At 72.9% G+C, this 25,340-nt stretch carries 21 protein-coding genes and 1 pseudogene; 4 read left to right on the top strand and 18 right to left on the bottom strand.

The features are described from left to right. The first annotated feature begins 19 nt into the window (after nt 1-19). Together DFJ69_RS27025 and DFJ69_RS27020 are read left to right on the top strand one after the other, a co-directional pair. Nucleotides 20-475: a DUF6153 family protein gene (locus DFJ69_RS27025; protein WP_342769884.1), complete on the top strand. Its 456-nt coding sequence runs from the start codon at nt 20-22 to the stop codon at nt 473-475. 68 nt (nt 476-543) lie between these two features. Next, complete coding sequence (locus DFJ69_RS27020) at nt 544-1,170, top strand: DUF305 domain-containing protein (RefSeq protein WP_116025181.1); 627 nt, start codon at nt 544-546, stop codon at nt 1,168-1,170. A 164-nt stretch (nt 1,171-1,334) separates the two neighbouring features. On the opposite strand, the gene DFJ69_RS27015 is transcribed toward DFJ69_RS27020, so the two are convergent. From DFJ69_RS27015 to DFJ69_RS35740, 12 genes are all read right to left on the bottom strand, one after another. After that, nucleotides 1,335-1,847, bottom strand: coding sequence for a DUF4396 domain-containing protein (locus DFJ69_RS27015; RefSeq protein ID WP_116025180.1), 513 nt, complete (start codon nt 1,845-1,847; stop codon nt 1,335-1,337). Nucleotides 1,848-2,427: 580 nt separating this feature from the next. Then, nucleotides 2,428-3,378 carry a M56 family metallopeptidase gene (locus DFJ69_RS27010; protein WP_116025179.1) on the bottom strand — a complete coding sequence of 317 codons (951 nt, stop codon included), beginning with the start codon at nt 3,376-3,378 and terminating at the stop codon, nt 2,428-2,430. Next, complete coding sequence (locus DFJ69_RS27005) at nt 3,375-3,764, bottom strand: BlaI/MecI/CopY family transcriptional regulator (protein ID WP_116025178.1); 390 nt, start codon at nt 3,762-3,764, stop codon at nt 3,375-3,377. The genes DFJ69_RS27010 and DFJ69_RS27005 overlap by 4 nt, the downstream gene beginning before the upstream one ends. Before the next feature lie 400 nt (nt 3,765-4,164). Then, entirely contained in the window at nt 4,165-6,237 is a 2,073-nt protein-coding gene (locus tag DFJ69_RS27000; protein ID WP_116025177.1) for a phosphocholine-specific phospholipase C, read from the bottom strand. A 263-nt stretch (nt 6,238-6,500) separates the two neighbouring features. Continuing rightward, nucleotides 6,501-6,929: an acyl-CoA thioesterase gene (locus tag DFJ69_RS26995; RefSeq protein WP_116025176.1), complete on the bottom strand. Its 429-nt coding sequence runs from the start codon at nt 6,927-6,929 to the stop codon at nt 6,501-6,503. 12 nt (nt 6,930-6,941) lie between these two features. Continuing rightward, complete coding sequence (locus DFJ69_RS26990; RefSeq protein ID WP_116025175.1) at nt 6,942-7,316, bottom strand: YybH family protein; 375 nt, start codon at nt 7,314-7,316, stop codon at nt 6,942-6,944. Between the two features lie 37 nt (nt 7,317-7,353). After that, nucleotides 7,354-8,847, bottom strand: a complete 1,494-nt coding sequence (locus tag DFJ69_RS26985; protein ID WP_116025174.1) for an FAD-binding protein — start codon at nt 8,845-8,847, stop codon at nt 7,354-7,356. A gap of 259 nt (nt 8,848-9,106) precedes the next feature. Then, entirely contained in the window at nt 9,107-10,084 is a 978-nt protein-coding gene (locus DFJ69_RS26980) for a ribose-phosphate diphosphokinase (protein ID WP_116025173.1), read from the bottom strand. A gap of 99 nt (nt 10,085-10,183) precedes the next feature. After that, on the bottom strand, nt 10,184-11,422 hold the full coding sequence (locus tag DFJ69_RS26975) for an acyltransferase domain-containing protein (protein ID WP_116025172.1): 1,239 nt from the start codon (nt 11,420-11,422) through the stop codon (nt 10,184-10,186). Nucleotides 11,423-11,449: 27 nt separating this feature from the next. Further along, nucleotides 11,450-12,208, bottom strand: a complete 759-nt coding sequence (locus DFJ69_RS26970; protein WP_116026957.1) for a 3-oxoacyl-ACP reductase family protein — start codon at nt 12,206-12,208, stop codon at nt 11,450-11,452. Beyond that, nucleotides 12,205-13,224 carry a 3-oxoacyl-ACP synthase III family protein gene (locus DFJ69_RS26965; RefSeq protein WP_245974595.1) on the bottom strand — a complete coding sequence of 340 codons (1,020 nt, stop codon included), beginning with the start codon at nt 13,222-13,224 and terminating at the stop codon, nt 12,205-12,207. Before DFJ69_RS26965 ends, DFJ69_RS26970 begins: the two co-directional genes overlap by 4 nt. Then, complete coding sequence (locus DFJ69_RS35740; RefSeq protein WP_116025170.1) at nt 13,221-13,496, bottom strand: acyl carrier protein; 276 nt, start codon at nt 13,494-13,496, stop codon at nt 13,221-13,223. The genes DFJ69_RS26965 and DFJ69_RS35740 overlap by 4 nt, the downstream gene beginning before the upstream one ends. A 214-nt stretch (nt 13,497-13,710) precedes the next feature. Between DFJ69_RS35740 and DFJ69_RS26955 the strand changes: the two genes are divergently transcribed. Together DFJ69_RS26955 and DFJ69_RS36370 are read left to right on the top strand one after the other, a co-directional pair. Continuing rightward, nucleotides 13,711-15,684 carry an ATP-binding protein gene (locus tag DFJ69_RS26955; RefSeq protein ID WP_147312420.1) on the top strand — a complete coding sequence of 658 codons (1,974 nt, stop codon included), beginning with the start codon at nt 13,711-13,713 and terminating at the stop codon, nt 15,682-15,684. 1,848 nt (nt 15,685-17,532) lie between these two features. Beyond that, a pseudogene (locus tag DFJ69_RS36370) lies at nt 17,533-20,340 on the top strand (AfsR/SARP family transcriptional regulator); the annotation flags it as partial. 106 nt (nt 20,341-20,446) lie between these two features. Here the strand turns inward: DFJ69_RS36370 and DFJ69_RS26945 are convergent. The 6 genes from DFJ69_RS26945 to DFJ69_RS26920 form a co-directional block, all read right to left on the bottom strand. Beyond that, nucleotides 20,447-21,163 (bottom strand): beta/alpha barrel domain-containing protein, encoded by a 717-nt coding sequence (locus DFJ69_RS26945; RefSeq protein WP_116025167.1) that lies wholly within the window; start codon nt 21,161-21,163, stop codon nt 20,447-20,449. Further along, the gene (locus tag DFJ69_RS26940) at nt 21,163-21,855 is read right to left on the bottom strand and encodes a phosphoribosylanthranilate isomerase (RefSeq protein ID WP_245974594.1); all 693 of its coding nucleotides are present in this window, start codon (nt 21,853-21,855) and stop codon (nt 21,163-21,165) included. The genes DFJ69_RS26945 and DFJ69_RS26940 overlap by 1 nt, the downstream gene beginning before the upstream one ends. Nucleotides 21,856-21,956: 101 nt before the next feature. Further along, nucleotides 21,957-23,093, bottom strand: a complete 1,137-nt coding sequence (locus DFJ69_RS26935; protein WP_116025166.1) for an acyl-CoA dehydrogenase family protein — start codon at nt 23,091-23,093, stop codon at nt 21,957-21,959. A 10-nt stretch (nt 23,094-23,103) separates the two neighbouring features. Then, nucleotides 23,104-23,478, bottom strand: coding sequence for an ectoine synthase (locus tag DFJ69_RS26930; RefSeq protein WP_116025165.1), 375 nt, complete (start codon nt 23,476-23,478; stop codon nt 23,104-23,106). Nucleotides 23,479-23,491: 13 nt separating this feature from the next. Next, the gene (gene trpA, locus DFJ69_RS26925) at nt 23,492-24,295 is read right to left on the bottom strand and encodes a tryptophan synthase subunit alpha (RefSeq protein WP_116025164.1); all 804 of its coding nucleotides are present in this window, start codon (nt 24,293-24,295) and stop codon (nt 23,492-23,494) included. Next, entirely contained in the window at nt 24,288-25,337 is a 1,050-nt protein-coding gene (locus DFJ69_RS26920; protein WP_211328785.1) for a hypothetical protein, read from the bottom strand. The genes trpA and DFJ69_RS26920 overlap by 8 nt, the downstream gene beginning before the upstream one ends. Nucleotides 25,338-25,340 lie beyond the last annotated feature (3 nt).

Genomic DNA, 25,340 nt, shown 5'->3' with positions numbered 1-25,340 from the left:
CCGACCGTCCGGGCGGTCGGTGCATCGGTCGGAACGGGGGCACGTGCGGCGGCCAGAGCCACGAAGGACACATGGCCTGCCGAGACCAGACGGTGGTCTGCTGCTCGGCCTGGCCCTGGTGTTCTGCGTGCTGGGGATGCACGGCCTGCAGGCCTCCGCGAGCCCCGTCGACAGGATCGCCCCGCCGTTTCCCGCCGTCATCGCCGGCCACACAACCGGCGACCCGGCCACGACCCGGCATTCCCAACAGCATGGCACCGACGAGCCGGCGGAGCCGCATCAGGATCACCCGGGCGGTGAGGTCTGTCTGGCCATGCTGGTCATCGTGGGGTTGGCGGCCCTCCTGCCGGTCATGCGCCGCGTCCGCACCCTCGTGACCGTCCGGGCCCGGACGAGAACGACGACGGGCGGGTCGGCGGGCGGACGTTCACCGCCGGCGCCCACCCTCTTCCGGTTGGTCGTGTTGAGGCTGTGACAGGTCGGTCACTCGAAGCAATGGGTCAGTGACTCCCTCTCCAGCCGACACGAAAGGTTCAATTCCTCATGAAGCGTGCATTCACGCTGCTCGTGGTCCCCGTCCTGGCCGTCTCCCTGGCCGCCTGCGGTGACGACTCCGGCGACGCGACCGGAGCCCCCTCGGCCACGACGAGCGCCGCGCCGTCCGGCGGCCGGGCTCCGGCCGGGCAGCACAACGACCAGGACATCGCGTTCGCGCAGGACATGATCCCCCACCACCGGCAGGCGATCGAGATGTCGCGACTCGCCCCCACCCGGGCGTCATCCCCCGAGGTCAAGCAACTGGCCACCGACATCGAGAAGGCGCAGGATTCGGAGATCGAGCAGATGACCGCCTGGCTCACCGACTGGGGGGCGACCGTTCCCACTCCCGGTGGCGACGGCGGAGGCCACGGTGGTCACGGAGGTGGCGGCGACACCACCAACGGCATGATGAGCGAGCAGGACCTGCAGGAACTGGAGAACGCCAAGGGCAAGGCGTTCGACACGATGTTCCTGGAGATGATGATCGAGCACCACGAGGGCGCGGTGACGATGGCCGGGACCGAGCGGACCGCCGGGCGGTTCCCCCCGGCCAAGACGCTGGCCGCCGGCATCATCTCCTCGCAGACCGCCGAGATCGCCGAGATGCGCGATCTCCTCAAGAACCTGTAGAGCAGAGAGCAGCGAGGACGATACCGGCCGGATACGCCCGGCCGGTACCGTTCCGCGGCTCGGTGAAGGCATCACGCCATCGCCCCGGCAGGTATCGCCGTGACGGAGCAGGCAGGCCCTCACGACTCCCGCCCATGCCCGTTCACCCTGGCCTGCGGTGGTCCTCAGTGGTAGGCGTGGACGACGGCATGACCCTTGCCGCGCCCGATCATCCACTTGTTGACCGGGGTCGTGACCACGAACGCGACGGCGAACCCGCCCAGCAGCGCCCCCCAGAACAAGGCGTCGGACAAATGGGCGTCCATCGCTCCGGGGGTCAACGCGATGATGCCGTTGTCCACCGCCTCCATCACCGCGATCGAGACGGTGTCGGCCGCCAGCGCCACCTTGACGGCGTCCTTCCATCCCAGACCCGCGCGACGCACCGCGAAGAGGGTGAACGAGTAGCCGAACAGGAACGCCAGGGTGATCGCCAGGGCCATCGTTGGAACGTTCCCCCACAGCAGCGCCGTGCCGATCACCATGCCGAGGATCTCACCGATGGCACACCCGGTCAGGCAGTGCAGCGTCGCCTTCGCCGCCATACCCCAGGACGCACCGCCCATGGCGTGCCCTTCATGGCCGTGATGCCCCGCGTGCCCGTGGTGCGCGGCCTCGCTGTGCGCGGCGTGATCCATGACGTCTCATCCCCATCCGTATTCGCGGGCACTTCACCGTGACCCACGGAGAACCATAAACCCCCCGCCCGTATTCGAGAAGACTCGCGTACGGCGCACTCCGGGCTGTGACCAGGGCGGGGAACCGGCGCATCGTCCGACGCGAGCAGCCGATGACCTACTAGGAAGCATCGTAGATCAGACGACATCGAGGCCGTCCACCGGGTGCTCGAGCCGAGCGTCGCCTCACCGCCGGTCACGCTTGATCACTTCCTGGACGGCGCAGCCCTCAAGCCCTGCACTCCCCCGCGTCTCGCCTGGTCCCGACCGCTCTCCACTTCATGGCGGTACTTTCCGACCCGCTGTTGCAAAAGACGCCGACCAGAGGGAGGGCGCCATGAGGCGAACGCGTACCAGCGAGCGGGAACGACGCGGTACACCCGAGGAGGGCGGCAACCCTCGGCGGTGGCGGGCGGTCTGGGTGCGGATCTGCCGGCCGTCGCGGCCCTGATCGCCCTCGTCCTCATGCGAGCGCGGCCCGCCCACCGATGGCTGGACCACCGGCTACTGATCACCGTTCCGGCAGGCAGGTCGCGCCGGCTCACAGCGACAGGTGGCAGTGTTCCGCGAGGACGGCCAGTACGGCCGGGTTCGCGGCGATCGCCACAGGCACGGCGATCAGCAGCGCGACACCCAGGTGCGCCGCCAGCCGGGCCGCGCGCGGCAACGGTCGCTGCGGGGCGAGCATCCGGCGGACCCTGACCACGGCGGTCTGCCCGCCGGCACCCAGCGCGGCCGAGGGAACCCCGCCGTCCGCCAGGGTGACCAGGGCGGCGGCCACGGAGACGCGGTCGTGCCTGTGCGCGGCGGCGTCGTCGGCCAGCAGCTCGACCAGCCTGGAGATCTCACCGCAGGCCCGGGAGAACAGGGGAACACCGGGAAAGGCCCGGTCGACCGCCAAGGACAGATTGACCGCCAGGTCGTGACGGCCACGGAGATGAGCGCGTTCGTGGGCGAGCACCGCCGCGAGCTGCTCGTCGGGCAGCCGTTCCAGGGCGCCGGTGGTCAGCACCACGCACCTGTGGCGCCCGCCGAGGCAGTACGCCATCGGTTGATCGTGCTGCACCACGAAGGCGTCCAGATCCGCACGTCGGTGCGCCAGAACCGCGAGCATCTCGGCGTGCCGACGCCGGTGCCGGGCGGTGGAGAGCAGCGCGAACGCCACGTGCCCGCCGGTCCACAGCGTGAGCGCGGAGACCGAGCCCAGTCCGAGGTAGGCGCCGACGGGCTGGATGACCCCGCCGTAGCCCGACTGCAGCATCGTCTGGCAGGCGTGAATGAGGTGGCTCAGACCGTGAGAGGCCCGACCGATGGGCACGACCAGCGCGAACCCGGCCAGGACCAGCGCCCCGAGCACGGAGACGGTCGCCGCCTGCCAGGCCAGAACGCCCAGCCGAGGCGCCCGGTCCGTCCAGGCCGACCGCTCCAGCAGGCGCGGCCCCATCAGCCCCAGGGTGATGGCGTACGCCAGCAGCGCCAACGCGGCGGTCATGCCCGCCCCGTCCCCGGGCCGTCCTCCTGGGGAACGACCTTCAACGCGGTACGCAGGGCCTCGGCCTCCTCAGGCGAAAGCCCGGACAGGAAGTGAACGAACGCGGCCGCCCGGTTGTCACTGGTCGACAGGGCGTCCCGCATCAACTGGGCCGTGTAACCCTCGCGAGTGCCCACCGGCTCGTAGACGTAGGCCCGCCCGAGACGTCGACGCCGCAGCCAGCCCTTCTTGTGCAGGTTGTCCATCACCGTCATCACGGTGGTGTAGGCCAGCGTGCGCTCCTGCTGGAGTTCCTCCAGCACTTCGCGCACGGTGGCGGCCCGGCCGTTCGACCACAGGCGATCCATGATCACCGCCTCGAGCCCCCCGAACCGCTGGACGGGCATGAACCACACCTTCCCGACACCCGGCGAGATTACTAACACGCATAGTAGCCCTCTGGGCCGCCCCGTCCCGCTCCGGCACTGTTGCACTCCGTCATTCACGGTCACCACCAATCGAGGTCGGGGATGTGGTCGCGAGCACGGCCATGTCCTTCCCCCACGCCTGCCGGAGCTCGGCCCGCGCCCGGCCGGGTGAGTCGCGAAGGCGGCGATGGCACCGCCCGCCCGGAACGGATCTTCACCCGATGACGGAGGCCGACGCGACCCCGGCCGGCCCCGCGAACGCTCTTCGCGTGAGGGCGCAGGCCGGGATCGCATCGCCCGCCGTCTCTCGGCGCCGCTTCCCGAACGGGCGGGACCGCAGGTCGTCGAAGGTCGGGTTGGGTGACAGGGGTGAGGCAGGTCAGCCGGAGATGCCGGGGCGGCCGTTCTCGATGTGGCCCATCAGACGGCGGCGGAACGCGGGGGCCTCCGTCACCGTGACGGACAGGTCGTACCAGCCGCGTCGGGTGGGCCAGTGGACGGTGCGGCTGCGGCCCGGGCGTACGGTCACCCGGCGGCGGAGGTCTCCGTAGGCCAGGGAGTCCAGCGCGAAGGTGAGTTCGTCCTCGCCCCGGTTGCGGAGCGTCAGCCACAGGTCCCGGTCGCCGGGGCCGGGGGTCGACATGACCTCCGCGGGGCAGTCCACGGGCCCGGCGAACTCCCGGCGGAAGCCGTTCGGGCCGATGAGCACCAGGTCATAAGAGTCGGCCTCGATGGGGAGGTCCGCTCGTTCGGTGCGGGAGACGTCGAAGTGGCGGGGCCGGGGCAGTTCCCCGGCATAGGGGTAGAGGGCGAAGTGCACGCTCTCCGCACCGCGGTTGACCAACTCGAGCCGCAGTCGCCGACCGGACGCGGTGAGGGACGCCTCCGGTCGGTACGGAAGGGGGCGGGCGGGGCGGGTGCCGGGCTCCTGGCCGGGCATCCGCTGGTCGGCGGGCGGGGTGGGCCGCCACCGGCCGGTGAACGGAGGCACCTGGCCCGGCGGGGTGAGCGCGGCCGGACGCCCCGCGCTCGCGAAGTCGAACGCCGAGGTCAGGTCGCCCGCCACGGTGCGCCGCCAGGCGCCGATGTGCGGGGTGCGCACCCCCAGCCACCGCTCGGTGAACCGCACCAGGGAGGAGTGGTCGAAGACCTGGGAGTTGACGAATCCCCCCACCGACCACGGCGACACCACGATCATCGGCACCCGGAAGCCGAGACCGATGGGCTTGCCGTCGTAGTGCTCCTCGGACACCGACGCCGGTGGGACGGGCGGCGGCACGTGGTCGAAGAAGCCGTCGTTCTCGTCATAGGTGATGAACAGCGCGGTCGAGGACCACACGTCCGGGTCGGAGGCGATGGCGTCCAGGATCTCGTAGGTGATGCGGGCGCTCTGGATCGGCGACGAGGCCCCCGGGTGCTCGGAGTCGGCCGCCGAGGGCACCAGGTAGGAGACCTTCGGCAGCCGCCCGTTCTCCACGTCGGAGCGGAACCGCGTGGCGAGGCTCCCGGGCTCGCCGCGCCGCAGCGCCCGCTCGAACAGGCTCCGCTCGGCGGCGGGCAGCTCCGCGACCCGGGCGTCCAGGTCGGCCAGGAGGCGCTGCCGGGTGGCGGCGTCCGCGCCCAGCACGGCGCCGTAGAACGACTCGATGGACCGGTACCGGGAGGGGATCACCTTGGCGGCGATGCGCTTGAAGCGGACGAAGAACTCGATGTTGTTGTCGGTGAAGTTGTCCCACTCCTGGTACACCTGCCAGGAGACACCGGCCTCCTCCAGCAGCTCGGCGTAGGTGCCCCACGTGTAGCCGGGGTGCGCGTCGGAGTAGGCGGCGTTCGTCACCGCCCGCCTGCCGTCGGCCTCCGAGCCGGTGTGCCCCGAGACGAAGTAGTTGCGGTTCGGGCTGGTCGAGCTGAACACCGAGCAGTGGTAGGCGTCGCAGATCGTGAAGGTGTCGGCCAGCTCGTACTGGAGCGGGATGTCCCGCCGTTCCAGGTAGGTCATCGTGGCCGGGGTCTTGGCGCCGATCCAGCCGTTGTTCCAGCCGTCGGCGTGCGCCCTCTGCCCGTCGGGCCAGCCGTGCGGGAGGTCGCCCATCCACTGCGCGTCCCGTCCCGCCCCGCGGGCCGCCTCGCGCAGCGAGAACGGCAGCACCGCGCCTTCGCCGGAGGGCTGCTCGAAGACCGAGCCGCCCCCCGGCAGCCTGACGGTGTTGCGGTCGGCGTAGCCGCGGACCCCCCGCAGCCGGCCGAAGTAGTGGTCGAACGAGCGGTTCTCCTGCATCAGGAAGACCACGTGCTCGATGGCCTTGAGCCCGCCGGGCCGCACCGGCCGGGCCAGCGCCGCGTGCACGGACGGCGGGAGCAGCGAGCCGGCGAGCGCGCCGCCGCCCACGACCGCACCGCCCGCGAGGAACCGACGCCGGTCGAGGCCGGCGCCATGATCGTCGGTGTTCATGACAGCTTTTCTCGCGCCCTGCGGTTACGCCCTCTGGGCGACGGCACCACCTGCCGGCGTCCGGACCGGGAACGTTGCGCGCGCCCCCATCCGGCTCCCGGCCTCGACGCGGTGCGCGCCCGCGCCGTGTCGGGGCATCCCGGAGGCGGGTTCTGCATGGCCGCCGGCGACCCGGCGACGGTGTCGAGCACGGTGGCCGGCACCCTCGCCGGGTTCATCGGAGGCCCGTCGCCCGACGTCGCCGTCGGGCCGCACGGACCCGTTCAGGTGTCGAGGCCGAGCACGTCGGGCCGCTTGGCCAACTCGCGCAGCGTGGCGCGCGGGTCGGGGAGCAGGCGGCGCGTGGACAGGTCGAGCAGGCCGACCACGCACTCGATCCGGGCGATCGGGATCCCGCCGGGCGTGTGGAGGCGCTGCATGATCTCGATGAGGCGGCCCCGCCCGCCGCTGATGGCGCAGCCCACGTCGACCTCGTCGCCGGCCCGCAGCTCGCGCTGGAACCGGACGGTGGCCTTGAGCAGGGCCGGGCCGATGCCGGCCGCGCTCAGGACGTCCGGGGTGAGGCCGGCCTCGTGCAGGAACCGCCAGCGGGCGTGCTCCGCGTACTGCATGTACACGGCCTGGTTGACATGGCCCTGCCGATCGAGCTCGTAGGCCCGCGCCTGGACGCGGACGCTGAACGGACTCTCCATTGCCGCCCCGCCTCAGGCCCCTACCGGATCGTCGAAAACGATCCGCCACGTGCCGTCCGGCTGCCGGCGGGACACCACGGTGCCCTTGCCGCTGACGTCGATCGGCTCACCGGACTCGTCCTTTCCCACGAGGCGCCAGTTCGCGTGCGTCATGGCGATGTCGCCGGACCGGAGCGCGCTGGTCATCGTGATGTCGGCTGCGGTGATGACGGCGAACATCGGCGTCAGGGCCTCGGTGACGGCCTCGAGCCCCGCCGCGTGCGCGCCGTCCGGCGGGGTGACGAGGACGCCGTCCGGCTCGTAGAGGTCGAGCATGGCCTGCATGTCGTTGGCGTTGAAGGCGGCGGCGATGAGGCCGGGCAGGTCTTCGGGGCGTTGTGCCGGCATGGCGGGTCTCCTTGCTGGAGGGACGGGGGGAGGCGGGTCAGCGGAAGATGCCCTGGCCCGGGGTGAGGATCGCGGCCGGGTCGTACTGGCGCTTCAGGTCGACGAGCTCGGTCCAGCGCGCCCCGTAGTGGGCCTGCCAGTCGGTACGGGTCATCGAGGGGACCGAGCCGACGAGGTAGCGCTTGCCCCCGAGGCCGACGGCCCGGTCGTAGAAGCGGCGGTTCTGCGCCAGCAGGCCCGGGACGTCCGGGTGGTTCGGGGCGGGGATCCGGATGAGGCTGACCTCGAAGAACTCGTTCGTCCGGCGCCGGGGCAGCATGAAGTTGGGTCGGGTGAGCCGACGGGAGTCCATCGGCGAGATCCGGACCGGGCCGGGCCCCATCTGGGTGGCGGTCAGCTCGCCGAGCACGGTGTCGAGGTAGGCCGCGGTCTTCTCGGCGGCGACGAACATCATCAGCCACGGCTTCCGGCCGCCCCAGAACCCGGCGGCCTTGAGGGCCGCCCAGTTCGGTTCGAAGCGCAGCAGCCAGTCGCGGAACGGCATGTCGGCCGACGGACCGGCGGTCGCCTCGGGCGAGAGCACGGCCTGCACGGCGGCGACGTCGGGCTGGTCGGGCGCCGAGTGGAACATGCCGAGCGCCAGTCGGTACGTCCAGCCGCCACCGGGCTTGGGCTCGGCGTAGCCGTTCTGGTCGTCGACGACGCCGGCGCGCATGATCGCCACCGAGTCGCGCAGGAAGGCCGTCCGGTCGGTGTAGGTGTACTCGAGCGAGCGCGCGGTCGTCTTCGCCGGGATCAGCCTGATGCCGGCCCGCACGATGATGCCGTACTGCCCGCCGCCGACGAGGACGGCCTCGAACAGCTCGCGGCGGTTGCCGCGGGAGCACGTGACCAGCTCGCCGGTTCCCGTGACCACCTTGAGCCAGGCGACGTGGTCGGCCTGCGAGCCGTGGCGCTGGCTGGTGCCGCCGAGGCCGCCGATGCTCAGCGTGCCGCCGATCGACAGGTGGGCGAAGTCGTTGTAGACGGGGAGCGTCTGGCCGGACTCCAACGCCTTCAGCGCCAGCGTCCCCCAGGTGACGCCGGCGTCGACGTCGGCGATGCCCTGCGCGATGCCGTGGATCGTGCCGAACGGCTTGGGGTCGATGGCGATGCCGCCGTCGACCAGGGCCTGTCCGTAGTGCGAATGCGACTCGCGGTCCTCGGCGCCGGTCCCGCTCTGGCCGTTGACGGCCACGGGGATCCGGTTGTAGCGGGCGTAGCGGACGACCTTCTGGACGTCGTCCACCGAGCCGGGGGTCAGCACGGCCTGCGGCTGCCGCGTGACCAGGTGGCCGAAGTCCTCGGTGAACGCCGACGGGTCGGCGGGGAGGAGGAGCGTGCCGTCGAGGGCGGGGACCTGCTGGACGCCCGTCGTCGAACCGGGGGCGGTGGCCCACGCTCGGGCATTGGTGTTCCACCCCAAGACGGCCGCGCCCGCTCCGGCGGCCAGGCTCGCGAGGGCCTTCCTGCGTGTGAGCTCGGAATTCATGCCTCGTTTGTACGGCCGGAATCGCAAGGCGAACGCAAGCCCGCGATCGCCCGAGGTGAGGGAACCGCGTCGGGACCCGACGCCGTGCCCACCGCCGCCGACCGGTTCCGCCCGCCCGCGAACGACCGCCGGCGGACCGACCCCGCCATCTCGGACGGCGACGGCGGTACCGCGCTCGTGCCCCGCCGTCGCGACGCACACGGCTGCGAGCCGTCGCGACGCACGCGGACGCGGGCCTGGAGAGGCTCCATCGCGGAGGCTAGACCTCGCCGTCGAACAGGCTCGTGACGGAGCCGTCGTGGAAGACCTCGTTGATGGCGCTGGCCAGCAGCGAGGCGATCGACAGCACGGTCAGCTTGTCGAACCGCTTGTCCGCCGTGATCGGGAGCGTGTTGGTGAGCACGACCTCGGAGATCCGGGAGTTCTTCAAGCGGTCCACGGCCGGGCCGGACAGCACGCCGTGCGTGGCGGTCACCACGACGCGGGCGGCGCCCTGCTCGAACAGGGCCTCGGCGGCCTTGACGATCGTGCCGCCGGTGTCGATCATGTCGTCGACGATCACGCAGGTGCGGCCCTCGACCTGGCCGACGACCTCGAAGACCTTGACCTCGTTGGCGACCATCGGATCGCGGCGCTTGTGGATGATGGCCAGCGGGCAGCCCAGGCGGTCGGTCCAGCGCTCGGCGACGCGCACGCGGCCGGCGTCGGGGGCGACCACGGTCACCTGGGAGCCGTCCAGGGTGCCCGCCACATGATCGGCCAGCAGCTCGAGGGCGAACAGGTGGTCGACGGGCCCGTCGAAGAAGCCCTGGATCTGCGCGGTGTGCAGGTCGACGGTGATCAGCCGGTCGGCCCCCGCGGCCTTGAACAGATCGGCCATCAGACGGGCGGAGATGGGCTCGCGGCCGCGGTGCTTCTTGTCCTGGCGGGCGTAGCCGAAGAACGGGGCCACCACGGTGATGCGCCGGGCGCTCGCGCGCTTCAAGGCGTCCACCATGATCAACTGTTCCATGATCCACTGGTTGATCGGCGCGGTGTGGCTCTGGATGACGAAGGCGTCGCACCCGCGGACCGACTCCAGGAACCGGACGAACGTCTCGCCGTTGGCGAAGTCATGGGCCGCCGTGGGCACCAGTTCGCACGCGAGGTTCTGCGCGACCTCCTGTGCGAGCTCCGGATACGCGCGTCCGGAGAAGAGCATCAACTTCTTCTCGCCGTGCGTCTTGATCCCGCTCACTTGTCCCCCTCATGGGTTCTGCCGTTCTCGAGCGCCTGTTCCGCCGCCTCCGCGACGGTCGTGCGGTGCCCGGCGCGACGGTGTGCGGGACGAACCCGCTCACGACGCCGTCGCCGGTCGGTCGTCGAACACGAGATCGTGGCCCTCGCACCACAGGGCCGCGGCGACCTCGAGAGCCGCGAAACGGTCGGACCGGTCGGACCGGTCGCCGGGCAGCATGGACAGCACCGCGCTCCCCCCGTCCCGCACCGCGTCGTGCCGGAGGGCGAGGGCGGACAGGGTGCCGCCCGGCCCGCACTCGACGAGCAGCCGATCGCCGCCGTCGAGCAGCGCGGTCAGGGCGGGCCCGAAGCGGACGGTGTCGGCCATCTGACGGGCCCAGAACCGTGCGGAGCCCGCGTCGTCCGCCGTGAGCAACCGCCCGGTGTAGCCCGACCGGACGGGGAACCGGGCCGGCCCGGGCGATGCGTCGAACGCCCGCTCGGCCGCCGCGACGGCCGGCTCCATCGCCGGGCTGTGGAACGGGGTGGTGCCCGGGACCGGCCGGACGGCCAGCCCGTCGAAGGCGAGGCGGGCCGCCACGACGGCCAGCTCGGCGCGCGGCCCCGCCAGCACCGTCCGCCGTGCGGCGTTCACGGCCGCCACGGCGACCTGCCCGGACAGGTACGGTCCGAGCGCGTCGACGGACGCGGCCACGGCGAGCATCCCGCCGGGCGGGATCGGTACGGCGGCACGCACCCGACCGCGCACCAGTGCGACGGCCTCCGCGACGGTGAACACCCCCGCCAGGGTCGCCGCCACGACCTCGCCCGCGCTGTGCCCCAGGGCCTCGGTCGGTGGGACGCCCCAGCTCAGGAGCAGCCAGCCCAGCCCATGGTCGACGGCGAACAGCAGCGGCTGGGAGCGGCGCACGTCGTCGATCGGGATGCCCGCGCCGGCGCCGGTGCCGAGCCAGTCGGCGCGGATCGCCTCGCCCTCGGCCCCCCACATCTCCAGGACGTCATCGACGGCCGCCCGGAACACGGGTTCGTCGCGGTACAGCCCGGTCGCCATCCCGGGGTGCTGGGACCCCTGGCCGGGGAACAGCAGGGCGACCGGTCGGGGCCCGCCGGCCGGGACCCGCCGCACCGGGGCGGCCGCCAGGTCGTCGAGGGCGCGGGCCGCCGTCGTGACCACGGCCCCGCGTACCGGCCCCGGAACCGGCCGGGGCGGCGGGGCCCCGGCGCGCAGCGAGTCGGCCACCCTGGCACGGGCGACCCGTTCGCCCGCCGGGTCCGTCCCCGCCCAGCACAGCAGCAGGGCCGCACCGTGCGCGGTGTCGGTGTCGGTGACCGTCATGTCGCCGTCCTCCCGTGCGGGTGCGCCTCAGATGAGGGAGATCCCACCGTCGACGCTGAGCACCTGCCCGGTCACGTAGTCGTTGTCCAGGAAGACGCCGATGGCGGGCGCGACCTCCTCGGGGGTGGTCAGCCGGGGCACCGGCAGGTTGGCGGCGAGGTTCTGGCGGAACTTCTCGGTGGCGTTCGCCGTCATCCGCGTCTCCATGAACCCGGGCGAGACGGCGTTCACCGTCACGCCGCGCCGTCCGCACTCGGTGGCCAGGGTGCGCGTCAGCGCGATCACCCCGGACTTGGAGGCGGCGTACGCGGTCTGGCCGGGCGTGGCGACCAGGGCCGACGGCGACACCACGTTGATGATCCGCCCCCACCGCCGCCTGACCATGGCGGGCAGCACGGCGCGGCACACGTGGAAGGTGCCCATCAGGTTCGTCTGGACGACCTCGCCCCACACCTCGGGCGACTGGCCCATCATCAAGGCGTCCTTCCGGATGGCCGCGTTGCTGACGAGGATGTCGATCTCGCCCAGCTCCTCGACGACCCGGCGGTGGAGGGCCTCGACCGAGTCCCAGCGGCCCACGTCGGCCTGGACGACGATCGCATCGTTGGTGAGGCGTTCGGCGACCTCGCGGGCGCCGTCCTCGGCGCGGTTGTAGTGGAGGGCGACGCGGCACCCGAGCCTGTCGAGCTCGACCGCCACGGCGGCGCCGAAGCCCCCGGACGCGCCGGTCACGAGGGCGACCGGCTTCTCCGGGCGCTGCGCGGCGAGGGGACGGGGGCCGGTCATGACCGCCACTCCGTCGGCTCGCCCGCGCCCCACTCGATCAGCGCGGTGACCCACACCATGCCGGCGCCGAACGCCGCGAACAGGACGCGGTCGCCCCTCCGGACGCGCCCGGCGTCGAGCGCCTCGGCCAGGGCGATCGGCATCGACGCCGCCCCGGTGTTGCCGTAGTACTCGATGTTGGTGATCAGCCGCTCCCGGGGCACGCGGCTGTGTTCGAGGATCGAGTCGATGATGCGCATGTTCGCCTGGTGCGGCAGCACGTGGTCGACGTCGTCGGGCCCGAGGTCGGCCGCCTCGAGCGTCCGGCGCATGGAGCCCACGGTAAAGCGGACGGCGTTCAGGTAGATCTCGTTGCCCTTGATCTGCGCGTAGTGCAGCTTCCGGCGGAGCGTCTCCTCGCTCGCGGGCAGCCGGCTGCCGCCGGCCGGGATCTTGAGGCTCTCGACCTTGGTGCCGTCGCACCCCATGTCCCACGTTTGCAGCCAGCTCCGGTCGTGGGGTGCCAGGACGACCGCCCCGGCCCCGTCGCCGATCAGGACTCCCAGGTCCCGGTCCTCGGGGTTGACGACGAGCGAGTGCGTGTCGGTCCCGATGAGCAGGATCGGACGGGGGTCGATCGCCATGAGCCCGGCCGCGACCACGAAACCGTAGGCGAAGCTGGCGCACTCGGCGTTCACGTCGTGGGCGCCGCCCGCCGTGCCCAACTCGCGCTGCACGAACGCGGACGTGGCCGGCGACAACTGCTCGGGCGTGCCCGAGGCGAGGATGAGGTGCGAGACCTCGTCGGGCCGCACGCCGGCGTGCTCGAGCGCCCGTCGACCGGCCTCGACGGCCAGCGAGGCGGTGGTCTCGCCCGGCCCGACGATCCGCCGCTCCCGGATGCCGGTGCGCTGCACGATCCAGTCGTCGTCCACGCCGAACCGCGCGGCGAGCTCGGAGTTGGTGAGCCTGCCCTCGGGGAGGTACCTGCCCCACCCGATGACGCCGATGCCCGGAACCCGGGCCTCGGCGGTCACGCGTCGCCGGTCGCGGAGGCGACCGGGGCGACGCCGTGGGCGGCCAGCAGGTGCCGGTGGATCCCTCGGAACGTCATGGCGTCGTCGACGAGATCGACGATCGACTCGTCCACCCCCAAGTCCGGGTAGTGGTTCTGCATGTCGTAGACCCATTCCATGAGGTCGAGCGAGTCGACTCCGGACGAGGTCAGCGGCGTGTCGGGGTCGAGCTCCTCGACCTGGCTCACGGCCACCAATCGGTCGACGGACACCTCGAGCGTGGGAAGCCGCATGGCGCACTCCTGTCATCGGGATCGGCCTTCGGCCGGACCGTACGAGTGCCGGTGCAAGCGTTCCGCAAGCCCCCCGTGCGTCGTCACGGGCGCGCGACGGGTGTGCAAGTCACGTCCCGGCGATACCACCCTGGCCTCGGGACCGCAGTGGTACCACCGCGCCGGACCCTGTCCCCACCAGACAAGCACCTCCGGGCTACAGGGGCGGATGTTCATGGACGCCGAGATCGAGATCCTGGGACCGATGGCCGTGCGATGCGCCGGCACCGTGCACCACCTCCACAGCGCGCAGGCCCGGGTGGCGTTCGCACGCCTCGTCCTCGCGGGCCCCGAGGGGGTCACGCGGCACGAGCTGGCCGACGTCGTCTGGCCGGGGGCGCTCCCGCCCACCTGGGCGTCGGCCCTGCGCACGCTGGTCAGCCGACTGCGGGCGTTCGTGGGCCCGCTGCAGGCCGAGCCGACGAACCCGCTGGTCAAACGGGGTGGGCGTTATGTGCTCGCGCTGGGCGAGAACGTGCTGGTCGACGTGGAGGAGGCGACCCGGTCGGTGGCCGCGGCACACGAGGCGCTCAACGCCGGCGACGTGGCCACCGCCGACCGGCTGGCCACCCGGGCGGCGGACCGGCTGCGTTCCCCGTTCCTGGCCGAGTACGAGGGCGACTGGGCCGCCGGGCAGCGCGAGCGCCTGACCGAGTGCCTGATCACGGCCCTCGAGATCGGCAGTCGGGCGGCGATGGGATCGGGGGACCACGGGCGGGCCGCCCTCCTCGCCGAGGAGGCGACGGCCCGGGCCCCCGAGCGCGAGAGCGCCCATCGCTGCCTCATGGCGGTGCGCGAGGCCATGGGGAACCGGGGCGAGGCCCTGCGGGCGTACCAGCGGCTGCGCCGGTACCTCGCCGAGGAGCTGGGCGTCGACCCGTCGCCCGAGACCGAGGCCGCCTACCTGACGCTGCTCGGCCCGTCTGCGGGGGTCGTGCCCAGCGGCGGTCCCGCCGTCGGGCACCGTCCGGTCCCGTTCGTGGGGCGCCGCCACGAGATGGCGACGCTGGCCGGTGCCTGGGCCCGGGCCGCACGGGGCCGCCGGCAGTTCGTGCTGGTCACGGGCGAGTCCGGCATCGGCAAGACGCGCCTGCTGCGCGAGGCCGGGGCGACGATGGCCGCCGAGGGCGGGCTGCTGCTGGTCGGCCGGTGCGACGAGGGCACGATGGTCCCGTACCAGCCCCTCGTGGAAGCGCTGGACGGCTATGTCGCCGCCTCGCCGGACGACCCGCTCGACGCCGTCCGGCCCGCCGCCCGGGGCCCGCTGCGCATGCTGCTCCCCTCGCTCGGGGGGCCGTGCCCGCCCGGCGAGCTGCCCGAGCAGCCGATCCTGTTCGCGGCGCTGACCCGGTTGCTGCTGGCGGCGGCGAACGAGCGGCCCTGCGCCGTCCTGATCGACGACGCGCACTGGGCCGACCCGCAGACGGTGGCGCTGCTCCGGCACCTGCTGCGCACCACCGCCGACGCCCGGCTGTGCTTCGTCGTCGCCGCCAGGAACGACCTGCCGACCTCCGCCCAGCGACGGGTGCGGGCCGACCTGGACGAGGCGATGCTCCCGTTCGAGCACGCCGGCGACGGGACCGAGGTGGCCCTCGGCGGGCTCGACCTCGCCTCCACCAGGGCGCTCGTGCGGGAGTCGGGGACCGGCACCGACTCCGACGCCGCGGACGCGGACCCGGTCCGCCGGGTTCACGCTCGCAGCGGCGGGAATCCGTTCATGCTCCTCGAGATGCTGCGGCACCGGGCCGGTCCCGACGCGGTACCACCGGCCGTCGCCCGACTGGTGGCCGCCAAGCAGGCAGCCATCGGCCAGGACGCCGCGCGGCTGCTCCAGGTCGCGGCCGTCACCGGCTCATCCGTCACCTTCGACGCGGTCGCGGGCGCCGCCGGCCTGGACGTGCTGGCGGCCCTGGACGCGCTCGAGGCGCTGCTGAAGGTCGGGATCCTCACCGAGGTGACCGCCGCGGACTCCCAGCACCCCGACCGGCCGACGATCTACGAGTTCCGCCACGACGTCGTTCGCCAGGCGGTCGACGAGCAGATGAGCGCCGCCCGACGCCGCCACATCACCTCCCGGCAGCGGACGATGCCGGGGCCCCGCACCGACACCGACCACCGGCTCTCGCGCACCGGTTCCGAGCGGCCGTGACGGGCGTCATGGTCCTTGTCCGGGATATCGCGCGTTCGACCGGAGGCCGACAGGTCGCCCACCATCGGTTCGTGTCAGGGCTCGCCGGGGATCGGCGTCTCACGTTCCGGATCTCGGATGGTCGGTGCGGCACGGCTCTGTGGTCGACCGGCGGCGTCGTTCCCCATCCGGAGTGAGCGGCGGGGCTTTGGACACGGCGGGTGGCCGAGGGTGGCCAGGGTCCGCGAGGGCTTGAAGGTCCTGGAGGCGGGCGAGGAGCCGCCGGGTCGGCGGAGCGCGTGACCGGATCCGGTCGAGCCGTATGTGCGTGGGGACCCGGTGTCACGATGGCGTCGATGAGGAAGCCGGCCGCGCGACCTGGGCGACGAGGCGTCGGCCTCCGGGCCAACGCCGAACGAACGAGGGTGTTCGGACCGGTCCGGCCACCTCAACCGGCAGGCGCGTGAACCCCGGACACCGGGCGGCCGGTGCACGGCGTCGACACGATGAAGGAGCCGGTCGACGCCTGCAAGAGCGCCGAACGCGACCGGTATCGGACCGGGCGGCCCGGGTGGAGGTCACCCTCTGCAACCTGGTTCCGGGCGCCTTGAAGTGGAACGAGATCGAGCACCGGCGATTCTGCACTTCGCCATGAACCGGCGTGGTGGCCCCTGACCGACCGCGAATTCATGGTGCGGGCCATTGCGGTCGCCACCCGTACCGGACCGCCCGTCAGGACCGAACTCGATTCCGGCGACCGCGCCACCGACATCGAGAACCGCGACGCGGGAGTCGACGTGCCGGAGGCGACTCGGCACGCCTTCCGCAACGGCCGGAACCACACATCCACCCCAGCCTCGCCATTACCGTGAACCGGCCGCAGGTCGGGGCGCCGGCGCAGAACATGTCGGCATCGCTTTGCCGCGGGGCCCCGACCAACCGTCATGTCGCGCCACGACTTGAACACCACGATAACTACGCCGGAAGCGACCGTGACCCTTCAGCGTGAAGCGGCCGGCACCGCAGGCCGCGGCGGCGCACGACGCGGGTGGGCTTTATGGTATCCAGAGGGAAAGTCGTTTCGAGCCCGTCGGGGAACAGCGCCGCGAAGCGCTCGGCCCGGTCGGGTTCGGTGAAGGGCCGCGAACCCCGTGTCGGCGTCCCGGCCGGCGCACGGCTCCCAGGATCACGGTGGTCAGCGCCTTCCAACACGGCCGGCCCGCCTCGGTGATCGCCCGCGCGGTCGCCGCCGTCCGCCGGGCCGCGCGGCCGGGAGCGGGACGGACCTCGCCCACCGTCACCGCACGGCGACCGGATGCGGCCGACCGGAGGGGGCCCACCGGCCGGCCCGATGGCCCACAATGGTCCGCACCGCATCGGGCGGCCCATCGGCCGCGGCCCGATGTGCGGGCACGCTCAATCGGGCGCACAGCCGATGTATCTCTCGTTTAGCAATGAGCGGGCTCATGGCAAGAGGATTCAAGACCAGGAATCCGTGAACAGTTCTCGACACCCCACCGAAACCGAGACGTCGCCGAGCCTCCCGTGGTTGAACAGCCCCCGCGCAACGGCAAACCGGCCCACTACCCAACGTCACCGCCGCAGGCCGAGAATCGGCGACCGGCTTCGCTAACAGCCTTTTAACCAGCACGGATACACCGGCACGCCGACGACCGTGCGCCATCCCTCACCGCCCCACCTGATCAACTTCCTCGCCCGGGACACGGAGAGGACACCGCCCGCAAAGATCAAACGAGTGAGTTGATTCTTTGTGAGCCCCTAGCATAAAGTCGGATCATTCCGACATGACGGTGCTGGTTGGGATCCTGAGGTCGCCGGTTCAGTTGGCATGAGAGGGGACAGCCTCGTATGGCTCGAGTGCCTTTCGTCCCGCGTCAGCGCCTTGTGCAAGAGATACTCGACGCGAGGCACTCGGTCCTCATCGAGGCGGGCGGAGGGTTCGGCAAGAGCGTCCTGATCGGGCAGGTCTGCGCCGCCGCCGGCGGCCTCGAGGTGCGCCTGCCGCGCGACCACCCGGTCGCGGTCGACGAGCTGACGACGGCGATCCTCGACGCGGCCGAGCAGCGGACCGGCCGGCCGCGCACCCCGGCCACCGGCGCCGCCGGGCGGATCGGCGAGCTGCTGGCCGCGCCGGCGGGGCCGGGCCTGCTGGCCGTCGACAACGCCGAGGCGCTCACCGACGACGCCGCGGCCTGGCTGGCCGACCTGGCGCAGGACGGCATGCCGCTGCTACGCATCCTGGTCAGCAGCCGCCTGCTGCCGGCGCCGCTCGCGGCGATGGAGTTCCGGGGCACCGCCGAGCGCTTCAACACCCAGGACCTGCGCCTGACGCAGGAGGAGGCCACGGCCCTCGCCCGCATCGAGGTCGGCGACGAGGACGGCGAGCGGCTCACCACCATCCTGCACGACCTGTCGGGCGGCTGGGTGGCGCTGCTGCTCGTGATGCTGCGCCGGCTCGCCCGGGCGTCCGACCGCATGGCGGCCGCCACGGTGCTGCTCCGCAACCCCGGCCTGATCCGCCAGTTGATGGACCACTACGCCGCCGACCTCGACCCGGCCGACCGCTACCTCCTGTCCCAGGTGGCCGCGTTCCCCATGGTCAACGACAGCCTCGTCGAGGGGCTGGGCGAGCCGGGGCTGCTGCGCCGCCTCATCCGGGCGGGCATCCCGTTCGCCGTGGGCGCCGACGGCTGGTCGCGGCTCTGCAGCGAGGCGCAGGAGGTGCTGGCCGCGCTCGACCCGGCCATCGCCCAGCGGGCCGCCCCGCTGCTGGTGTCCCAGGGCGCCGAGCTGGCCGCGGCCAGCCTGCTGGTCGACAGCGGCGACCCCGAGCAGGCGGCCACCCTCATCGCCGAGCTGCCCACCTCGCGCATCAACCGGCTCGACCCGGTGGAGTTCATCCACCTGATGGCCCGCCTCGGGCCCGCGGCCGAGGCCGCGCCCCAGGTGCTGCTGCACCTGGCCCGCACCCACCGCAACGTCGGCCAGCTCGCCGAGGAGCGCGAGGTCATCGGCCGGGCGCTGCGCGTCGTGCGCGAGCAGAACACCGACGACGATCTCGCCGTCGAGGTCGAGAGCGAGTGGCTGATCCAGCGGGCGCTGCTGCGCGACCCCGACGTGCTCGCCCAGATCGAACGGCTCCTCGAGGGGGCCGCCGAGGGCACCCGCGCCCAGGCCAGTCTGCTCGAGGCCCTGGGCGTGGCCCTGTCGGACCGCCCCGACGGGCCGAGCCTGCGCCGGGCCGAGAACGCCATGCGCCAGGCCGCCATCACGTGGGGCGAGCTGGGCGAGCCCGCCCGCGTCGCCGCGGTCCAGCGGGGCCTCGCCACCCAGGTCCTGTCCGCCCTGGGCAGGACCGGCGAGGGCGCCGTGCTGCTGCGCCGGCTGGGCGCGGCCGGCGACACGCAGTTCGACCGCATGCTGTGCCTGATCATGGAGGCCCGGCTGCTGGCGCTCAGCGGCGAGGCCGAGCGGACGCTCGCGATCCTCGACGACGCCCTGCGGCTGGCCGAGCTGCTGCGCATCGACTGGGTGACCGGCCACGCCGCCTGGACCCGCCTGATCGTGGCGGCCAACGACCACGACCTGTCCGGTGTGCTGGAGCATCTGGCCCTGGCCGAGGCGCACCTCGGCCAGATGATGATGCACGACGGCGGCGGTCTGCTGTTCCTGTGCGAGGCCGCCGACGCCTGCGCCGTGGTCGGGGCCGACGCGCCCGCGGCCCGGCTGCTCGCCCTCGCCCGCGAGCACCGCATCGAGGACCCGGTCACCCTGGCGCTGACCGAGGCGTTCATCGACGCTCGACGGGGCGAGCCCGAGGCGGCCGAGGTCCTGCAGCGCATGCTCGAGGACGGCGAGATCGCCCCCTGCCTGCGGTGGAAGGCCGAGCTGCTGACGGGTTACGTCCACCTCGCCACCGGCCAGACCGACGCCGCCGACCAGCGCCTGCTGACCGCCCTCGACCGGGCGGCCAGCCTCGGCCACCCCGACCTGCTCGACCGTCGTGAGCGGCACGTGGTCGGCGTCCTGCGGTCGGCCATCCGGCTGCCCCCGGCGGTGCCCGACGCCTCCGCCGACGGCGGCTGCTTCGAGGTGCGGGTGCTGGGCGGGTTCGAGGTCCGCCAGGGCCACGGCGTGCTCCACGGGAACGGCCGGGCCAGCCAGTTGGTGAAGCACCTCGTGCTCGCCGGCAGCTCGATCCGGGTCGAGACCGTGGTCGAGATGCTGTGGCCGGGCGAGATGCCGGGGGTCGGCCAGCGCCGCCTCAAGAACGTCCTGGCCCGCGCCCGCGCCACCTACGGCTCGCTCGTCACCCGGCGGGGCCAACTGCTGTGCCTGTCCTCGTGCAAGATCGACCTGCACGCGTTCGAGGAGCTGGCCCGGGCCGCCGCCGCCGCGCAGGACGACGAGCGCATCTCCCGCGCCCGCGTCGCCCTCGCCGCCTTCACCGGGCCGCTGCTGCCCGACGACGTCTACGACGAACGCATCGACCAGCGCCGCGAGGGCGTCCGCCGGCGGGTGCTCGGCCTGATCGACGTCGTGCTGACGGCCGCCCTGGAGACGGGCGACATGGAGGAGGCGATGGAGCGGCTCGAGACGGCCATGGAGCTCGACCCGTACGACCAGGAGCGACCCTTGCGGGTCGCCCGTGCCCTGGTCGCGGGTCGGCGGTACCTCGAGGCCAACGACCTCGCCGCGCGGGTGATCGCCGCGGCCGACGAGCTGGGCGTCCCGTTCGCCGTCGAGTGGGACGAGCTGTCGCTCAGCCCGCTCGACGGGGCGCGGGCGGCGCAGGACGCAGGTCGTCCAGCTCCTCGCACCATGACTCGAGGCGGTCGGCACGCAGCAGGCGGGTCCCGACAAGCAGTCCGGCGTAGCCGGCGTTGAGCAGCCCGGCGGCCACCCGCGGGTCATCGATGCCGCTGGCGCTGACGGGGCACGGCGTCCCCGTCCGCCGCACGGCCGGCAGCAGCCGGCGGCTGCGGTCCAGGTCGGCGTCCCCGCGCTCGCGGACGCGGATGTCCTTGTTGTTGACGGCCACCACGCACCCCTCGCACGACGGGAGCGCCTCGACCTCGGCGAGGTCGGCCACCTCGATGAACGGGGTGAGGCCGAGCGCGAGGGCGCGCTCGGCCAGCCGCGCCAGCGCGGCCCCCGGCAGCAGCGCGGCCGTGAGCAGCACCGCGGACGCGCCGAGGTCGCTCGCCGCCCGCAGCTTTCCGGCGTTGGTGATGAAGTCCTTCTGCAGAACGGGCAGGTCGGTGCGCCCGACCACCTCGGCCAACAGGTCGGCGTCGCCCCCGAACCAGCGGCCGGTGACGACCGACAGGCAGGGCGCGCCGGCGGCCTCGTAGCGGGCCACGATCTCGGCCGGCGACCGGCCGCGGAACAGGTCCTCGCCGTCGGCCGAACGGGGCTTCAGCTCCATGATCACGGGGCGCCGCGCGCCCGTCAGCGTGTCCACGAACGATGACGCCATCAGAAGACCTCCTCCACCTCGGGGACGGCACGCCACCGTCGCCGGATCCCGCCGACGCTGTCGGCGCAGAACGCCCCCGACAGGTCCCGCGCCGCCGTGTCGACGTCGATTCCGGCGAAGCGGGGATGGGCGGCCACCTTCTCGTAACGCGAGCGGTTGGCGGCCGAGATGCCCCCGGCGAGCAGGAACGGCCGCGTGGTCGCCTCGGCCAGGTCGATCACCACGTCGGGATCGAGCGACAGGCCGGTGCTGCCGACCCTTCCCTCGGCTCCGGTGGCGTCGAACAGGAACACGTCGGTCCCCGCCCGCTCGTACGAGGCGAGCAGCGGGCGCTCGACGCAGGCGTCGCCGGTGACGTGCAGGACCTTGACCACCGTGGCCTCCGGCCAACCCCGCTTGAGCGCCGCCACCACGGCCGGGGGCTGGTAGCCGTGCAGTTGCAGCCACCGCACGCCCGCCGGGCGGGCGGCGTCGACAATGACGGCCGGGTCCCGCAGGAACGTGACCATCATCGGCTCGGTCACCTCGGTGGTGCGGCACGCCTCCGCCAGGTCGGTGAAGCGACCGAGGGGCAGGTCGGCGGGGCCGCCCGGGACCCCGTGCCACAGGCCGATCAGGTCGGCGCCCGCCGCCCCCAGCAGGGCGACGTCGTCGCGGCTGGTGGCGCCGCACACCTTGAGCAGCACGGTCACGGGGCCTCCCGGCCTGGATTGGGGAGCGGAGGGGGCGATGAGGGAGGGCCGGGAGTCGGAGCCCCATGACCCGCTGCGCCGGAGGCGCGGCCCTGAGCCGGTCACAGCCCGAGCAGCGAGGAGATCCGGTTGTACTGGATCTCCGTCGTGCCCGAGTAGATCGTGCCGCCCACGGCGTTGGCCAGCTCGCGGTCGAGGCCGTACTCCGACATGTAGCCGTTGCCGCCGAAGATCTGGATGGCCGCCAGCCCCGAGGCCACGTTGGCCTCACTGGTCAGCAGCTTGGCGATCGCCACGTCCATGGTGACGTTCTCGCCGGCGACGAGGCGCTCGGCGGTGTCGTAGAGCCACCGGCGCGCCGTCTCGAGCCGGATGCGCATGTCGACCAGCTTGTGGGAGATCGCCTGGTACGAGCCGATCGGCCTGCCGAACTGCGTGCGCGTGCGGGCCTGGTGGAGGCAGCGGTCGAACCGGTGCTGCATCTCCCCGACGTTGATGATGAAGGAGCAGAGGATCTCCCACTTCATGACGTGCTCGAGCAGCAGGAATCCCCGTCCGACACCGCCGATGACCCGGTCGGCGGGCACCCGGCAGTCGTCGAGGTACAGCTCGCTCATGGGCGAGGACGTGAGGCCCATCTTCTTGATCGGCTGTCCGGACGAGAAGCCGGGGGTGTCCGTGTCGACCAGGAAGGCGGTGATGCCGATCGGCCCGCCCTCGGGTCGGGTGCGGGCGTAGACGACGACCACGTCGGCGATCGGGCCGTTGCTCACGAAGCTCTTGGCGCCGTTGAGCACGAAGTGGTCGCCCTCCCGGACGGCCGTCGTCCGCATGCTCAGGGCGTCCGATCCCGTGTCGGGCTCGCTGATGGCGTGTGCTCCGATCAGCTCGCCCGAGCACACGCCGGGCAGGTACCGGTCCTTCTGCTCGTCGGTCCCGAAGTGCTGGAGCGGGACCCCGGTGCTGCAGATGGAGGTGGCGACGGAGAAGCTCAGCCCCCCGTCGCGGCACCCCTCCCCCAGGGCCTCCAGCACGAACATGGTGGTGAGCAGGTCGACGCCGGCCCCGCCCCGGGCGGGGTCGAACGGCAGGCCGAGTACCCCCGACGAGCGGATCAGCTTCCACGCGTCCCACGGAAACCCGCTGTCGGCGGCGTCGTGCTCGGTGACGGCGAGGTCGCGGCACCACCGCTCCATGCCCTCGCGCAGTGCGCGCTGATCCTCGTCCCAGGTGCGCATGTCCGCGGCCTCAGTAGGCGGAGGGGCCGGCGGCGTCGAGGCTGTGCACCTCGTCGCCCCGAAGGGCGGGCGAGAACACGCACACGAGGCGCAGGTCGGCGTCAGGGTCGGCGATGAGGTAGTGGGCGTCGTGCTCGTTGAGCGCGTAGAGCGTGCCCGGGGTGATGCGGTGCGTCGTGTTGTCGAGGGTGACGACCTCGCCGGAGCCCTCGATGCAATAACAGGCCTCCAGATGGCGACGGTATTCGAGCAGCGATTTCGTACCGGCACGCACCGTGGTGTCGGTGACGGTGTAGCCGAGGCCGTCGACCTCCAGCAGGAAGCGGCGGCTGAGGCCGTTGCCCCAGTCGACGGTGGTGACGTTGTCCAGGTTGCGCACGATCATCGGGTGGCTCCTTTCAGGCATGGGGGGACGGTCGGAGGGACCGGGGACGGAGGGCGGTGACGAGGGCGGCGAGGTCGGCGACGACGTCGCCGCCACCGGTGAACGCCGCCTCGGCGCAGGCGACGACGGCGCTGCCGACGACGGCGGCATCGGCGCCGGCCGCGTGCACCCGTTCGACGTCGGCCGCCGTGCGCACCCCGAAGCCGGCGGCGATCGGCACGTCGGTCAGGGCCCGCAGGGCGTCGACGGGGGCGCGGAGCGCTCCGGGGTCGGGTGCCGGGCCGGAGCCGCTGGTGCCGTAGTGCGTCACCAGGTACACGTAGGCCGAGGCGTGCGCCGCCGCCTCGGCCACGATCGTCGGGGAGGAGGTCGCATAGCACGTGGTGACGACGGGCAACCCGGCGGCGGCGGCCCGGTCGTAGAAGTCCGGGCGGGCTCGGGGCGGTGCCCCGTGGAGCAGCGCCCCGGCCGCCCCCGATCCGGCGATGGCCGTGACGACCCGCGCCATCGAGCGGGGGCGGACGGTGTGCGCCCAGTCGGCGAGGACGACCACGCGCAGGTGGCGGTGTCTGCTCCGGGAGCGCTCGACGAAGGCGAGGGCGTCCTCCAACTCGGTCCCGGCCGCGAGCGCCCGGTCGGCGGATCGGCGGATCACCGGCCCGTCGCTGATCGAGTCGGGGAACGGCACGCCCAGCTCCAGGACGTCCACCTCGTGGTCGTCCAGCATGTCGGCGACGTCGTCGAGCACGTCGAACGGCGGGTCGCCGGCATTGAGGAACACCGCCAGGCCGGGCGGGCGCGGGAACAGGTCAGTCACCGGACGCCGCCTCCCCCACCAGCGGCGACGGCGCCGACCCACCGGCCCGCACCGCGTCGATCAGCCCGCGCGCCGCGCCGTCCCGCATCGCCTCCATCGCCGAGGTCAGGGCGGGGCGCCACTCCGACTCCCGCTCGGCCGCGATCGCCAGCGCGGCGGCGTTGAGGGCGACGGTCTGGGTGGCCACCTCGCCGGCCCGCCCGGACACGACGTCCAGGAAGTGCTCGACGACGCGGTCCGGCTCGGACACCGGCGCCAGGTCCGTCAGGGTGCCGTCGGCCGTGCCCAGGTTGCGCGGGTTCAGCAGGCGCTCGGGCGCTCCGGCACCGGGGCGGACGACGTTGTCGGCGAAGCTGACCAGCTCATCGGCACCGATGTCGTTGGTGCACAGCCAGACCTCGCGGTCGTCGACCGCCGCCGCCAGCCGGCGGGCCAGCGGCAGGAGCGCGGGGCTCGACAGGCCCGTGAGCTGGCGCGTCCCCGGCAGCGCGGGCAGGAACGGGCCCAGCGCGTTCAGCACCCGGCCGTACCGCCGCATGGGCAGCGGCAAGATGCGCCGGGCCAGCACGGTCAGCTCGACCGGGTAGACGAAGTGGCCGGCGAAGGCGATGCCGTGGCGGGCCAGCGAGGCCGCCGTCTCGTCGTAGGACTTCGTGAGCGGGACGCCGAGCCGGGTGAGCAGGTCGATGGACCCGTACCTGCTGGAGTGGGCCCGCGACCCGGTCTTCACGACCCGCGCCCCGAGCGCGGCGGCGACGAAGGCGGCGGCGGTGGAGACGTTGAACGTCGACGCGCCGCCGCCCGTGCCGACCACGTTGACCGCCCCGGGGAAGGGGCGGACCGGCCCGGTGCGGCGGGCGTGCAGCGACCGCACCAGGTCGGTGAGCGTCTCGGGGGCGACCGAATCGAGGCTGAGTTCCGCCATGAGCGACGCCGGCTCGCCCGGGTCCAGGGTGTCGGCGCTCAGCTCGTCCCAGAACGACGACCAGGTCGCGACGTCGACGGGGCGACCTGCCGACAGCGCGGCGGACGCGTCGTGCACGGG

The organism is Thermomonospora umbrina, assembly GCF_003386555.1.
Lineage (GTDB): Bacteria > Actinomycetota > Actinomycetes > Streptosporangiales > Streptosporangiaceae > Thermomonospora > Thermomonospora umbrina.
This window is presented reverse-complemented; position numbering and strand designations above follow the sequence as displayed.